This window comes from Marinobacter sp. EN3, from assembly GCF_000475315.1.
Lineage (GTDB): Bacteria > Pseudomonadota > Gammaproteobacteria > Pseudomonadales > Oleiphilaceae > Marinobacter > Marinobacter nauticus.
The window spans coordinates 78,636-92,620 of sequence record NZ_AXCC01000023.1 but is presented as its reverse complement, the minus strand read 5'-3'; the positions used below and the strand labels follow the sequence as shown (position 1 = coordinate 92,620).

Genomic DNA, 13,985 nt, shown 5'->3' with positions numbered 1-13,985 from the left:
GCGGTATGATACCATAAACGCAGATTTTCACAGCGCGCCGGTTTGCCTGAATCAATTCTTTGTGAGTGATCTCTGAACAGGCCCTGGCCCAACTTCGAAGAGACTGACACATCCATGAGTTCCGAACAGATCATCGCTTCCCTTAAAGAGCTGGTTGCCACCTCCGAAAACCCGGGCAAGGTTCTCACCGATCCTGCGGATCTGGACAATTACGGCAAGGACTGGACCAAAATCTACCCGCCCAAGCCGCTGGCCATTGTCCTGCCGAAAACCACGGAGCAGGTGCAGGCGCTGGTGAAGTTTGCCAATGACAATCAGGTGGCTCTGGTACCTTCGGGCGGACGTACCGGCCTGAGTGCAGGCGCCGTGGCCGCCAATGGCGAAGTGGTGGTAGCGTTCGACAACATGAACCAGATTCTGGATTTCAACGCCAGTGATCGCACCGTACGTTGCCAGGCCGGGGTGGTGACCGAGCAACTGCAGACCTTTGCCGAAGAAAACGGCCTGTACTATCCGGTGGATTTTGCCTCCGCCGGGTCGAGCCAGCTCGGTGGCAACCTGTCCACCAATGCCGGCGGCATCAAGGTCATTCGCTGGGGCATGAGCCGGGACTGGGTTGCCGGACTGAAAGTGGTGACCGGTAAAGGTGATGTGCTGGATCTGAACAAGGATCTGGCCAAGAACAACACCGGCTACGATCTGCGACATCTGTTCATCGGTGCCGAGGGCACCCTGGGTTTCATTACCGAAGCCACCATGAAGCTTACCCGCAAGCCGGACGACCTGACCGTGCTGGTGCTGGGCCTGAATGACCTCACCAACACCATGGATGTCTTGCAGGCTTTCCAGAAAAAACTGGATCTGACCGCCTACGAGTTTTTCTCTCACCAGGCCATGGGGCATGTACTGGCCCACGGCCAGGTTCAGGCACCGTTCGAGACCGAGGCGCCATATTATGCGTTGCTGGAGTTCGAGGCTGTTTCTGATCAGGTGATGGACGATGCCATGGCACTGTTTGAGCAGTGTGTGGAAGAAGGTTGGGTGCTGGATGGTGTCATCAGCCAGAGTGAAACCCAGGCACAGAACCTTTGGCAGCTGCGTGAGCGGATTTCCGAATCCATCGCGCCGCGAATTCCCTACAAGAACGATATTTCGGTGGTGGTTTCCAAGGTGCCGGGCTTCCTCCAGGAAATCGACAACGTGGTTACCGAACACTACCCGGACTTCGAGATCATCTGGTTCGGCCACATTGGTGACGGCAACCTGCACCTGAACATCCTCAAACCGGAGGACATGGCGAAGGAAGATTTCTTCGAAAAATGCCAGCAGGTGAACAAGTGGGTATTTGAAATTGTCGAGCGTTATCAGGGCAGTGTCTCTGCTGAGCACGGTGTGGGCATGACCAAGAAACCCTACCTGCAGTACACCCGCAGCGAGGCGGAAATTGCCTACCTGCGCGGTATCAAGCAGGTATTCGACCCCAATAACATCATGAATCCGGGTAAGATCTTCGACTGATGCAAGAGCACATTGTCGTACTCACTGGCGCTGGAATCAGCGCCGAAAGCGGCCTCTCCACCTTCCGGGACAACGGTGGGCTGTGGGAGCAGCACAGTGTGTACGACGTGGCCACGCCGGAGGCGTTCGAGCGCAACCGGGATCTGGTGCTGAGGTTCTATAACGAGCGCAGGCGGCAACTTCAAACCGTTGAGCCCAATCCTGCGCACCGCTTGCTGGCGGAGCTGGAAAGCCGTTTTCAGGTGACCGTGGTCACCCAGAATGTGGACGACCTGCATGAGCGCGGCGGTTCCAGCAATGTGCTGCACCTGCACGGTGAACTCACCAAGGCCCGCAGTTCCGCCTATCCGGACCTCATTTACGACATCGGCTACAACGACATCAATCCCGGGGATACCTGTGATCGCGGTGCCCAGCTTCGGCCCCATATCGTCTGGTTCGGCGAAGAAGTCCCGATGCTGGATGCGGCGGCAGAGGTGGTGCGCACCGCAGACCAGCTGCTGATTGTGGGTACGTCGCTGCAGGTATATCCTGCGGCGGGGCTGATCTACGAGGTGGACATTGATGTGCCCATCACGGTGATTGATCCTGGCGAACCTGCGTCCGTCTCCCGGGCACGGGTGATTCGCAAAGGGGCCTCGGAAGGGGTGCGGGAGTGGGTTTCGCGTTATTTGTGAACTTGGCGTTAGCCTCGGAGGTATTTCTCCAGTTCACTTCTGAATGCTGCCTGGACACCTAAGCGTTTTAGCATCCAGTAATGCCCCGCAATCATCCGGTCTATGAAAATACTCTCGACCGGTGGTTTGAAGTAATCTAGGTATTTGAACACCGTGCTGGTTTTGGCGGCCACGTGTTTATGGATATCGGCCTCGGCGAAGTCGTAGGGCTCATCGTTCAGGAACGGGATGATCAGGATATCCCTCCACATGGCGTAATAGGCTTCATCGACCGCCGGTTGGCTGTCCACGCGAGCGCCCAGGTCGATCAGGTACTGGTCCAGGGCCTGGTAGTCCTCATCCAGCGCTGCGATCAAGGCTTTGCGGTAGGCTTCGACAATCTCCGGTTTGAGTTTCTTCACGCAGCCGAAGTCATACATGATAATGGTGCCATCCGGCCGGTAGGCGAAATTGCCCGCGTGAGGGTCGCCGTGAATGCACTGGAACCGGAACAGCTGATCGGCCATGATCGTGAAAATCCGGTGGCCAATCAGGTTGAGGGTTTCCTGGGAGTAGTGTTCCGGCGTGACCTTGCTGACGTGGTCGCCCTCCACCAGCCCCAGGGTCAGGACCCGACGGGTTGAATGGCTGTCGACCACCTCCGGGATGATCACCCACGGCTGATCTTTGTGGAATTCGTGGAACAGCTTGAGGTTTCGCGCCTCGTTCTCGTAATCCAGCTCTTCCTTCAGTCGCACCCGGATTTCGCCGAACAGCTGGTCAACCGTCTCCTTGGGCATTTTCAGCAGGCCGCCGAGCTTCAGGGCCAGTCGTAGCTGTTTGAGGTCGGAGTCGCAGGATTCATCCACGCCGGGGTATTGCACTTTCACGATCACATCCGTGCCATCGTGCAGGCGGGCGCGGTGTACCTGGCCGATGGAGGCAGAGGCGTAGGGTGTTTCCTGCAGGTATTCAAACAGCTCGCCAACCGGCTTGCCCAGCTCACTTTCCACCTGTTCCAGAATCACCTCGAATGGCATCGGTGGTGCTTCTTTCTGGAGTTTTTCCAGCGCGTCCGAGAATTCTTTGGGCAGGAAGTCCTGGGTCTGGGAGGCTATCTGCCCCACCTTCATCACCGCCCCCTTGAGCTCGCCCAGGGTATCGGCAATTTGCCCGGCCATCCGGGTGTAGCTTTCGCTCTGGGCGCCTTCGTCATTTTCGGTGCGGAACATGCGCCGCGCTCTCTGGCCGGCGTACTGGCCCGCCACCGTGGCGGTCATGCCTGCGAGTTTGAAGAAGCGTCCTGTGCGTGAAGTAACGGGTTTCCTGGCCATGGTAGTGCCTGTTCTACGGGAAGTTTGCAGCTCGTCTGAATATCCGTATCCGTGTTGCGTTCAGACCACTGTGGTCTCCACAAATAACACATCTTCCAGCTCCAGGGACAGAGTCTGGCCGCTGACAAGCGGGCCAACGCCTTTGGGCGTGCCAGTCAGCACCACATCGCCGGGTAACAGGGTGAACTGGGTGCTCATATGAGCAATCAGGGGCACGATCGGGTTCAGCATGTCGCCGGTATCCCCGGTCTGCTGGCGCTGGCCGTCGATATCCAGTGTGAAGTTCAGGTCGCCCTTGGCAAGTTGGTCGGCGGCAACGAATGGTGAAAGCGGGCAGGCGCCGTCGAAGGCCTTTGCGCGCTCCCAGGGGTGTCCCTTTTCTTTCAGGCTGCTTTGCACGTCCCGCAAGGTAAGATCCAGGGCCAGGCCATAACCGAGAATGGCTCTTTCCACTTCGCTGGCGGAGGCATTGGTCAGGGGGCGGCCGATAAGTACGGCCAGTTCGGTTTCAAAGTGCACCGCACCCTGGCCTCTGGGGTAGACCAGCGGGCGGGTGATATGAACCGCTGCGGTGGAGGGTTTGATAAACAGCAGCGGCTCTTCCGGTACCGGGTTGTTCAGCTCCCGGGCGTGTTCGGCGTAGTTGCGCCCCACACAAACGATTTTGCCAAGGGGAAGATGAACCGGTGTTCCATCTTTCCAGTGATGCTGATAATCGCCCATGGTGGCGCCTCCGCTCAGTCTCCTTCGAATGAGCAGACAGTATAAACCTGCAGACCTTCTTCCTGCAGCTTGCGTGAGCCACCCAGATCTGGCAGATCAATCATGGCGGCTACTTCAACGATTTCAGCACCAATACGGCGGATCAGCCGGGTTGCGGCCAGCATGGTACCGCCAGTGGCAATCAGATCGTCCACCAGGATGACCTTGTCGCCGGGTTTGAAAGCGTCTTCGTGCAGCTCGACGGAAGCCGTGCCGTATTCCAGTTCGTAGTCTTCCACCAGGGTGTCGAAGGGCAGTTTGCCCTTCTTGCGCACGAGTACCAGAGACGCATTCAGCTCGTAGGCCAGCGCCGAGCCGATAATGAAGCCCCGGGCATCGACGGCGGCAACCGCATCAATGTGCTGGCCATGGTAGCGATGAACAAAGGCATCAATCAGTTTACGAAATGCCGTTTTGTCCTGAAGGACCGTGGTGATGTCCCGGAAGGAAACGCCGGGTTTGGGCCAGTCCGGCACAGTGCGGATGGCTTTTTTGATGCTCTCGGAAAAATAGTCCATGGGCGGGTCCGGTGATTACTCTGGGCGCCGCTCAGGCGGCGTCCAGGAACATGAATTTCAGAACAAATACAACGGCAATGGTAACGACACTGGCGTTAAGATCGGACCAGCGGCCAGACAACGCCTTGATCACGGCGTAGGTGATGAAACCCAGGGCAATGCCGTTTGCAATAGAGAAGGTCAGCGGCATGGTCAGTGCCGTGACGATCGCTGGTGCGGCGTCGGTGATGTCATCCCAATCGATCAGTTTGAGGCCGCTTGCCATCAGCACGGCGACGTAGAACAGGGCCGGTGCGGTCGCATAGGCAGGGATGATGCTCGCGATCGGTGACAGCAGCAAACAGGCGAGGAAAAGCAGGGCGACGACAACCGCCGTCAGTCCTGTGCGACCACCGGCGGAAATGCCAGCGGTTGATTCGATATAGCTGGTGGTGGTTGAGGTACCCAGGGCTGCGCCTGACATGGTTGCGACGGAATCCGACATCAGAGCTCGTCCGAGACGGGGCAGCTTGCCATCTTTATCCAGCAATCCACCACGCTGGGCTGCTCCGATCAGGGTGCCGGAGGTATCGAAAAGATCCACGAACAGAAAGGCAAAGATAATGCTGATCATGCCAACATTCAGTGCGCCGGCCAGATCAAGTTGCATAAAGGTGGGGGCAAGGCTGGGTGGGGCAGACACAAAACCTTTGTATTCCACCATGCCAAGCATCATGGCGGCCACGGTAACAGCAAGGATGCCGATCATCACGGCGCCAGTGATTCTGCGGAATGAAAGTGCACAGATCAGTACGAATCCTGCGAAGAACAGCAGGCTCTCAGCCACTTTGATGTCGCCCAGACCCACAAGGGTCGCAGGGTTATCTACCACGATGCCGGCGTTTTTCAGTGCGATCAGAGCAAGAAAGAATCCGATGCCGGCAGAAATGCCAAAGCGTAAGGACATCGGAATGCTGTTGATGATCCATTCCCGGATCTTGACCACACTCAGAATGAAGAAAATAAACCCGGAGAGAAAGACAGCGCCCAGCGCCACTTCCCAGCTGTATCCCATACTGCCGACGACCGTGAACGAGAAAAAAGCGTTCAGGCCCATGCCGGGGGCCAGGGCAATTGGATAGTTTGCCCAGAGGCCCATAATCAGCGTACCGATGGTTGCGGCCAGACAGGTAGCCACGAAAACGGCTCCGAAATCCATGCCGGTGGACGACAGGATGCTGGGGTTGACCACGATGATGTAGGCCATGGTCAGGAAGGTGGTAATGCCAGCTACCACTTCTTTACGGACAGTGGTGCCGTGGGCCTGGAGTTGGAACAGTCGTTCAAGCATGACTTGGGTCTGCCTCTAGAATGCCTGGATTAGGGAGTTTGAAAGTCAGTTTGCGTGCGGAAAACGTGAATTGGGTGAAAAAACGGCAATGTTACCGGCTCAGGCGCCTCACGCCAAGGGATGATTCAGAGTTCAGTTCAGCATCTGGTCTCGTTGCAGGCGGATATCAAAGCGCACCGCGAGCATGCGAACAATCACGATAAACAGCAGGCCAATAGTCAGCGCCATGGATTCGCTCTCCAGCAACCACTGGCACACAAAGTACAGCCAGCAACCGGCGAAGGCGATAGAGGCGTAGATCTGGTCCTTGCGGAAAATAAAGGGAACTTCGTTGCACAGGGTGTCACGCAGGGCGCCGCCGAAGCAGCCTGTCATTACACCCAGCATGGAAGCGATAAACCAGGAGTGGCCCAGATCGAGAGCCAGTTGCGCACCGAGAATGGAAAAAATGCCAAGGCCGATGGCGTCCGGGAAGACGATTCTCGATTCTTTCAGGGAATGGGCCCGGCTCCAGTAGCTGAACACGATTGCCATGGCCAGGATCATGATCGGCTGCTCCTGGTGCTTGATCCAGTACAGCGGGTGATTGTCCATGATCAGATCCCGCAATGTGCCGCCACCCAGAGCGGTAATAAAACCGATGGCAAAAACACCCACCGGATCCATGTTTTTGGACCGTGCGACGATCATGCCGGAAATGGCAAACGCCACAACGCCAATCATTTCAAGAGTATAGATGATGTCAAACATGGGGCAGCTCTGATTTGACGAAATTCGGTCCGGGGCGTGGGTGAAAGGCTGGAAGAATAGCGGAATTCGTCCCGGGATTCATCTTCAGGCGTTGATGGCCGATTCGGCCAATGTGATCTGTTGCGCGACAGTTACGCGTATCACTGCCTTGTTTCCCGTTTGATTGATCCGGAGTACTGCAATATGGCCCTGATGCGACTCGCCTACGCCAGCGAAGCAACGTTTGAAGCCCAGCCCCTGGAAAAGGGTGTCGAACCCCACGTGGCCAGAATTCTCATGGTGTCCCGAAGAAATAACGGTCGGGCAGGCCTGGTCGGTGGCTTGTATTATGGCGACAACCGGTTTTTCCAGTACCTTGAGGGCGAGGAAGAATTTGTCCGGGAAACCTTCGAACGAATCCGCCAGGACTCTCGTCACCGCAATATCCGCATGCTGATTGAAGAGCCGCTGGACGTCCCGACCTTCTCCAACTGGTCGATGAAGTATGTACCCCTGTCATCCGACGTGCAGGCCTTTCTGGACAAGCACCAGTTACCGGACTTCAACCCGGCGGCGTTCTCCAGCCACCAGTGTGAGGAAATGATTGACCTGATTCGGCGCTCCAGCGAAGACCAGAAACTGGTCAATCACGACGAAGACAGCCCAGCCCGGGTTCAACACTCACAAACCCTGTCTCCCGGTGTCAGGTATGGGCTTCTGGCCGCCGGTGTGATGGTCATCGTCGCTGTGGTAGCGGGCGCTGTACTGTTCTGAATCCGCCGGTTTATCAGCCGGGCTTATTGCCATGAATAAGCAGCCTTGATTTGCTTCACGGGCCCTGTGCGTTTAGGTTGATCCGGGTCAATTACAACATCAAATCAGACCCGCCCTGACGCCATCGGGGTAAGACAGACAGCCCAGGAGCAACCATGAAAGCCATTCTGTGCAAAGACTATGGCCCGGCAGAGAATCTGGTCATCGAAGACATTGCCAGCCCGGATGTAAAAGGCAGCGGCGTAAAAATCCGGGTCAAGGCTGCAGGCCTGAACTTCCCGGACACCCTGATCATTCAGGGCAAATACCAGTTCCAGCCGCCCATGCCGTTTTCCCCCGGTGGCGAACTGTCCGGTGAAGTGCTTGAAGTGGGCGAAAAAGTCAGCCGTTTCAAACCCGGAGACCGGGTAGCCGCTCTGACCGGCTGGGGTGCGTTTGCCGAAGAAGTGGTTGCTCCGGAATCCAACCTGTTGCCAATTCCGGACTCTATGTCCGATGAGAAAGCAGCGGCTTTCATGATGGTGTATGGCACCTCCTATTATGCGCTGAAACAGCGAGGCAACCTGCAGCCCGGCGAAACCCTGCTGGTACTCGGTGCCAGCGGTGGTGTTGGCCTGGCAGCGGTGGAGCTGGGCAAGGCTATGGGCGCGAAAGTGATCGCGGCGGCCAGCTCTGCTGAAAAACTCGCGGTGGCCAGGGAAGCCGGTGCTGATGAACTGGTGAATTACACCGAGGAATCGCTGAAAGATGCGGTGAAGAAACTGACCAAGGGCAAAGGTGTGGATGTGATCTACGACCCGGTCGGCGGAGATTTCACCGAACAGGCCCTGCGCACCATGGGCTGGAACGGCCGCCATCTGGTGATCGGCTTTGCCGCAGGGGATATCCCCAAGATTCCTGCGAACCTGACGCTGCTCAAGGGCTGTTCTGTGGTAGGTGTATTCTGGGGTAGCTTCACCCAGCGCGAGCCGCAGACCAGCGCCCAGAACATGATGGAGCTGTTGCAGATGTATGCCGACGGCAAGATCGATCCCAAGGTCAGCGAGGTTTTCCCGTTCGAGGAATATGCGGCGGCGCTTGGGGCACTCACGGGGCGTCGGGCCACTGGCAAGATCGTTTTGCGGGTTGAAGAATAGTTCTTGGAGCCTGAGGGATAGCCTCCCTCCTAGCCTTTAGGTTTCGGTGTGGGCCGCGCTGGGGAACGCTTCCAAAAAACCGCTACAAGCACATCCATGTGCGCTTATTTCGGGCCATCCATGGCCCTCAAAATTTTTTGGAAGCGTTCCCCATCACGGCCGGTCAGCTTCACAGTAATAGTCAGGGAGAAAAGCTAGGTTTTTCAGTAAACTGACTATCACTCCTTGGCTCGGAAGTGAGTGCGGGGTGCCCCTCCCAAAAATGTCGGAGGCCATGGATGGCCGGAGAGAAGCGCACATGGATGTGCTTGTAGCGGTTTTTGGGAGGGGCACCCCGTACTCACTGTCACCAAGCGTTGCAGGCTAGGTTATGAGGCCCCTCTCCAAAAGTCAGGATCAAAACCGAACATCCCCCGAATCAATATCCGAGACTAGCTCCGGAGTCAGCAAAGTATAACCGGACGAACCGGGCAGCCAGGCGTACACATCGTCTTCCGACCGCTCCAGAGAATAGCCGAGCTTCTGGATGTCCACCTTCCGGTACTTGAACGTTCCCGTCTTCTCGATGGCATTGGTCACCCGCACAAACACCGGCACCGCATAGGCCGGCAGATTCTCCTGCAGATAGTCAAACAGCTTGTTGATATCGAAGGACGAACCATTGGACTGAGGCACCAGCGTTACCATGCCCGCCTTGCCGTTGGTTTTGGGAATCTCGACACCGTACACAATGGCTTCCTCCACCATGGCGGAGCCATCAATGATATTTTCCACCTCCGTTGTCGACACGTTCTCTCCCTTCCAGCGGAAGGTGTCGCCCATGCGATCGACAAACTGCAGGTGACGGCAGCCGATTTCTTTTAATACATCACCGGTATTGAACCAGGCATCGCCTTTCTTGAAGCCATCGCGCAGGATGGATTTCTCGGTGGCTTCCTTCTGGGTGTATCCCTCGAATGCCCACTTCTTGTTGATCTCCCCGATCAACAGGCCGGGCTGGCCTTTTTCCACTTCCTCCAGACGGCCCTTGTCGTTGCGGATCGGGTCCCGGGTGCCTTCGTGGTACTTGACCAGTTTGTAGGGCGCGGTGGAGAAGCCCACGGTGTTGTCCATGTTGAAAAAGTTGCTGAAGCCGATATTGCCTTCTGATGAGGCATACAGTTCAGCCACCTTGTCGATGCCAAAACGTTCCTTGAATTCTTTCCAGATGGAGGGGCGCAGGCCGTTGCCGATCATTTTGGTCAGGCCGTGGTTGCGGTCCTGGCTGCTGGGAGGTTGATTCAGCAGGTAGCGGCACAGTTCGCCCACGTAGCCGAAGGTGGTGGCGTTGTAGCGTCGGACGTCGTCCCAGAAGGCGCTGGCGGAGAATTTTCGGCGCAGTGCGATGGCAGAGCCACCGGCGAGGACCGAGCCCCAACACACCAGCAGGGCGGTGCCATGATACAGCGGCAGCGTACAATACAGGACGTCTTCCGGTTCCATGGCCAGGGAGAGCATGCCAAAGCCGCCGTAGGCTTTGATAAATTTGCGATGTGAACCGGGCGCCGCCTTGGGCAGGCCGGTGGTGCCTGAGGTGTAAAGATACACGGCGGTATCGCCCATGGTTACCGGGTTGCTCAGGACCGGTCGGGTTGAGGGCCGGCGGCTGACTTCCAGGGCCAGATTGACGTAGCCCTCCGGCGCGTCACTAAAGGTGTTCAGAGTGTTGCCGTCGTGCAGGTAGAGCAGGGGATGCGTGTGCCGGAGCTGAACCTCTCCACGAACCGACTCGGCATTGTCGATCAGTTCGCTACCAACCACCAGCAGTCGTGGCTCGATCAGGTTGATACTGTGGGCCAGCACTTTGCCTTTCTGGGAGGTGTTCAGCATGGCGCAGGCCACGCCGACCTTGGCTGCGCCAACCACGGTCGCCAGTAGTTCCGGTCGGTTTTCCAGCAGTACCGCAATGGCATCGCCCTTTACCAGCCCCTGATCTTTCAGGTAATGGGCAATTCGATTGCTCCAGGCATCCAGTTCTGCCCAGGTAATGCTGCGATCATCGAAGAGAATGGCAGGGCGCGTGGGGTGTTTGTCAGCGTTGCGCTCTACCAGCTTGCCAAGGGTCAGCTCTTTTTTGTCGTCCTTTACCCGGTAGTAGTAAAGCCCTTTTGCCACGAAGGGAAATTTTTTCAGAACCGTGGGCAGGCTGCGCATGATGTCGCGTGCGGTTACGATGTCTTGGCTCATGGTGCGTCCGTTTCAGTCGTCATTGTCTTTGTAGGTTTTGAACCGCGGACCAACCCATTGCTCCGCGGCTAATCCAGGAACAGATCCGGCAGCAGTGGCTTGTCGCCTGCGGCATACCGGTAGTGTTCGAAGTCCTTCACGCCATCCTGACGAAGTACATCCTCGTCAATCAGCGCTTGCCCGGTCAGTTCGTCCGCACTGCGGGACAGTATGCTGACCGCAGCATCGGCCATGATTTCCGGCTTTCGTCCCTGCGCCATCAATTGAGGTCCGCCCACTTCGTGTTCTATGGCGGCAGTGGCAATCAGAGTCTTTGGCCACAGGCAGTTCACGGCAATGCCATAGCGTCGGAACTCCTCGGCCATGCCCATGCTGAGCATGGTCATTCCGTATTTTGTGGTGGTGTATGGCCCGTACTGGGAAAACCACCGGGTATTCAGGTTCAGCGGCGGCGACAGGCTGAGAATGTGGCCACCGGATTCCTTCAGCCAGGGCAGGGCCGCCTGACTGCAGGTGAATACGGCCCGGGCGTTGACCTGATGCATCAGGTCGTATCGGCTCACTTTCAGGTTTTCGACACCGGTCAGGCGTATCGCCCCGGCGTTGTTCACCAGGGCATCGATACCGCCAAAATAACCGGCGGCTTCGTCTATTCGCTGGCGGACCTGTCGTTCATCCCGCACGTCTAGTACCAGCGGTAGCGCCTGGCCTCCGGCGTTGCGAATTTCCTCAGCGACCGTGTGGATGGTGCCGGGTAATTTTGGATGCGGGGTTTCCGTTTTCGCCGCAATGACCACATTGGCGCCTTCCCGGGCACAGGCCAGGGCGATAGCGCGGCCGATTCCCCGGCTACCACCGGTTATAAACACTGTGCGCTGCTGTAGCCGGCTCATGATTCTTCCTCCTCGGTGGACTGCACGTCTGCCAGAAGTTGGCCACGCTTGACCTGGTCCCCTTTGCGGGCGAGCAATTGGCTAACGGTGCCATTGCGATCCGCCTTCACCGGATGCTCCATTTTCATGGCTTCCAGAATCACCAGGGTCTGGCCCTGTTCCACCTGATCTCCCTCTGCCGCCAGTACATCAATAATGGCACCGTCCATCGTGGCCTGGACCTTGCCGCTGCCGGCGCCCATGGCACCTTGCGCGGGCTGGTGCGTGATGTCCCAAACGCACCAGGAACGGCCGAACGCATGCAAATATAGGGAATCTCCGCTCCGGTAGTATTGGCACCGCTGACGAACCCCCTTGTCGATAATGCATAGCAGGCCGGGTTCCTGGCTTTGCAGTTGCAGTTCATAGTGTTCTTCGCCGTGAGCCACCAGCAGTTTGTGGCCACTGCGCCGGATCTGCAGTTCCAGGGTTTCGTCCTGGGCCTCAAGTTTCATCGGCATGACGGTGGCGGGGGCGTTACTCCAGCCTTCCTGGGCGGATTGGCCGAGGCTCAATGCGCAGGCGCTCAGTGCCAGCTCGCGGATGGTGAGCGGCTGGGGCGCCAGTGACGGATCATCCTTGAAGGCCTGTTGCAGGAAGGCCGTGGTGGCTTCACCGGCACCGAAAGTGTCGTTGGCAATGATACGGCTGAGGAAGTGGCGGTTGGTGGTTACGCCGAACACCGTGGTGTCTTCCAGCGCCCGGATTAGCCGGCGGCGGGCTTCGTCCCGGTTTTGGCCCCAGGCGATGACTTTCGCCAGCATGGGATCGTAGTGGGGGCTGACCACGTCACCGGAGCGCACGCCGGTATCAAACCGCAGGCCTTCGCCTTCGGCCGGGGTGAACTGGTGCAGGGTACCGGTTTGCGGGGTGAAACCGCTGGCCGGGTCTTCGGCGTAAAGTCGCACTTCGATGGCGTGGCCATTGAGTTGGATGTCATCCTGGGCCAGAGGCAGCGGGCGGCCTTCAGCGACCATCAACTGCCAGGCCACCAGATCCTGGCCGGTAATCAGTTCGGTGACCGGATGTTCTACCTGCAGGCGAGTGTTCATTTCCAGGAAGTAGAAATTGCGGTCTTTGTCGACCAGGAATTCCACGGTACCGGCGCCCTCGTAACCGCAGGCCAGGGCCGCTTTGACAGCAGCTTCGCCCATGGCCTTACGCAGTTCCGGGGTGACAAAAGGTGAGGGCGCTTCTTCAACCACTTTCTGGTGCCGGCGCTGTACGGAGCAGTCCCGCTCGCCCAGGTAAACGGCGTTGCCGTGGTGGTCTGCGAAAACCTGGATTTCCACGTGCCGGGGTTCGATGACCGCTTTTTCGATGATCAGTTCGTCGTCACCGAAGGCCTGTTTGGCTTCTGAGCGGGCCCTTTTAATGTTGTTGGCCAACTCGCTCTCGCTCTCGACCAGGCGCATGCCCCGGCCACCGCCACCTGCGGAGGCTTTGAGCATGAGGGGGTAGTCGATGTCCTGGGCTGCGGCGATGAGTTCATCATCACTGGCGTTGTTGCCTTCGTAGCCAGGGACTACGGGCACGCCGGCTTCCTGCATGGCGATTTTCGAGCGGCGTTTGCTGCCCATGAGTTCAATGGCGTTTTCGGGAGGGCCTACAAAGGTGAGGCCGGCCTGTTTGACGGCTTTGGCGAAGCCGGAGTTTTCAGAGAGGAAGCCGTAGCCCGGGTGGATGCAGTCGGCGCCTGTTTTCCTTGCGGCATCGAGGATGGCGTCGGCGTTGAGGTAGGAGGCGGCAACCTGTGCCGGGCCGATGCAGACGGCTTCGTCGGCTTGTTCAACGTGCAGGGCGTTGGCGTCGGCTTCGGAGTAGACGGCAACGGTTCGGTAGCCCAGCGCCTTGGCTGTACGGATGACCCTGACGGCGATTTCGCCTCGGTTAGCGATTAAAAGTTTTTTTAGCATACGCGTTACCTATCTGGTTACTTTGCCGCCTGGGTTGGGTGCTCGTCCGCACCACCACCAGGGTGGGCTTCCGGAAAACCGCTACAAGCACGTCCATGTGCGCTTCTCTCCGGCCATCCATGGCCTCCGACATTTTCCGGAAGCCCACCCTGCC

At 57.8% G+C, this 13,985-nt stretch carries 12 protein-coding genes; 4 read left to right on the top strand and 8 right to left on the bottom strand.

Annotated features, from left to right (window positions below; translation table 11 throughout):
- The first annotated feature begins 114 nt into the window (after window positions 1-114).
- Window positions 115-1,518 carry an FAD-binding oxidoreductase gene (locus Q675_RS27765; protein WP_014422184.1) on the top strand — a complete coding sequence of 468 codons (1,404 nt, stop codon included), beginning with the start codon at window positions 115-117 and terminating at the stop codon, window positions 1,516-1,518.
- On the top strand, window positions 1,518-2,195 hold the full coding sequence (locus Q675_RS27760; RefSeq protein ID WP_022991439.1) for an SIR2 family NAD-dependent protein deacylase: 678 nt from the start codon (window positions 1,518-1,520) through the stop codon (window positions 2,193-2,195). The genes Q675_RS27765 and Q675_RS27760 overlap by 1 nt, the downstream gene beginning before the upstream one ends.
- Before the next feature lie 8 nt (window positions 2,196-2,203).
- Here Q675_RS27760 and Q675_RS27755 read toward each other — a convergent pair whose 3' ends face one another.
- The 5 genes from Q675_RS27755 to Q675_RS27735 all read right to left on the bottom strand — a co-directional run bounded on the left by Q675_RS27755 (window position 2,204) and on the right by Q675_RS27735 (window position 6,868).
- Window positions 2,204-3,508 carry an ABC1 kinase family protein gene (locus Q675_RS27755; RefSeq protein ID WP_011786260.1) on the bottom strand — a complete coding sequence of 435 codons (1,305 nt, stop codon included), beginning with the start codon at window positions 3,506-3,508 and terminating at the stop codon, window positions 2,204-2,206.
- Window positions 3,509-3,568: 60 nt separating this feature from the next.
- Window positions 3,569-4,231: a fumarylacetoacetate hydrolase family protein gene (locus tag Q675_RS27750; protein ID WP_023011148.1), complete on the bottom strand. Its 663-nt coding sequence runs from the start codon at window positions 4,229-4,231 to the stop codon at window positions 3,569-3,571.
- Between the two features lie 14 nt (window positions 4,232-4,245).
- Window positions 4,246-4,788 carry an adenine phosphoribosyltransferase gene (locus tag Q675_RS27745; RefSeq protein ID WP_011786258.1) on the bottom strand — a complete coding sequence of 181 codons (543 nt, stop codon included), beginning with the start codon at window positions 4,786-4,788 and terminating at the stop codon, window positions 4,246-4,248.
- 31 nt (window positions 4,789-4,819) lie between these two features.
- Window positions 4,820-6,118: an NCS2 family permease gene (locus Q675_RS27740; protein ID WP_011786257.1), complete on the bottom strand. Its 1,299-nt coding sequence runs from the start codon at window positions 6,116-6,118 to the stop codon at window positions 4,820-4,822.
- A 132-nt stretch (window positions 6,119-6,250) separates the two neighbouring features.
- Window positions 6,251-6,868 (bottom strand): trimeric intracellular cation channel family protein, encoded by a 618-nt coding sequence (locus Q675_RS27735; RefSeq protein ID WP_011786256.1) that lies wholly within the window; start codon window positions 6,866-6,868, stop codon window positions 6,251-6,253.
- Window positions 6,869-7,051: 183 nt separating this feature from the next.
- Between Q675_RS27735 and Q675_RS27730 the strand changes: the two genes are divergently transcribed.
- Both Q675_RS27730 and Q675_RS27725 read left to right on the top strand, forming a co-directional pair.
- Window positions 7,052-7,621 (top strand): BLUF domain-containing protein, encoded by a 570-nt coding sequence (locus Q675_RS27730; RefSeq protein WP_011786255.1) that lies wholly within the window; start codon window positions 7,052-7,054, stop codon window positions 7,619-7,621.
- A 155-nt stretch (window positions 7,622-7,776) separates the two neighbouring features.
- Window positions 7,777-8,757: an NADPH:quinone oxidoreductase family protein gene (locus tag Q675_RS27725; RefSeq protein WP_022991436.1), complete on the top strand. Its 981-nt coding sequence runs from the start codon at window positions 7,777-7,779 to the stop codon at window positions 8,755-8,757.
- Between the two features lie 396 nt (window positions 8,758-9,153).
- Here Q675_RS27725 and Q675_RS27720 read toward each other — a convergent pair whose 3' ends face one another.
- The 3 genes from Q675_RS27720 to Q675_RS27710 all read right to left on the bottom strand — a co-directional run bounded on the left by Q675_RS27720 (window position 9,154) and on the right by Q675_RS27710 (window position 13,831).
- Entirely contained in the window at window positions 9,154-10,983 is a 1,830-nt protein-coding gene (locus Q675_RS27720; protein WP_022991435.1) for a long-chain-acyl-CoA synthetase, read from the bottom strand.
- Window positions 10,984-11,051: 68 nt separating this feature from the next.
- Window positions 11,052-11,876 (bottom strand): SDR family oxidoreductase, encoded by an 825-nt coding sequence (locus Q675_RS27715; RefSeq protein ID WP_023011147.1) that lies wholly within the window; start codon window positions 11,874-11,876, stop codon window positions 11,052-11,054.
- On the bottom strand, window positions 11,873-13,831 hold the full coding sequence (locus Q675_RS27710) for an acetyl/propionyl/methylcrotonyl-CoA carboxylase subunit alpha (RefSeq protein ID WP_023011146.1): 1,959 nt from the start codon (window positions 13,829-13,831) through the stop codon (window positions 11,873-11,875). The genes Q675_RS27715 and Q675_RS27710 overlap by 4 nt, the downstream gene beginning before the upstream one ends.
- Window positions 13,832-13,985 lie beyond the last annotated feature (154 nt).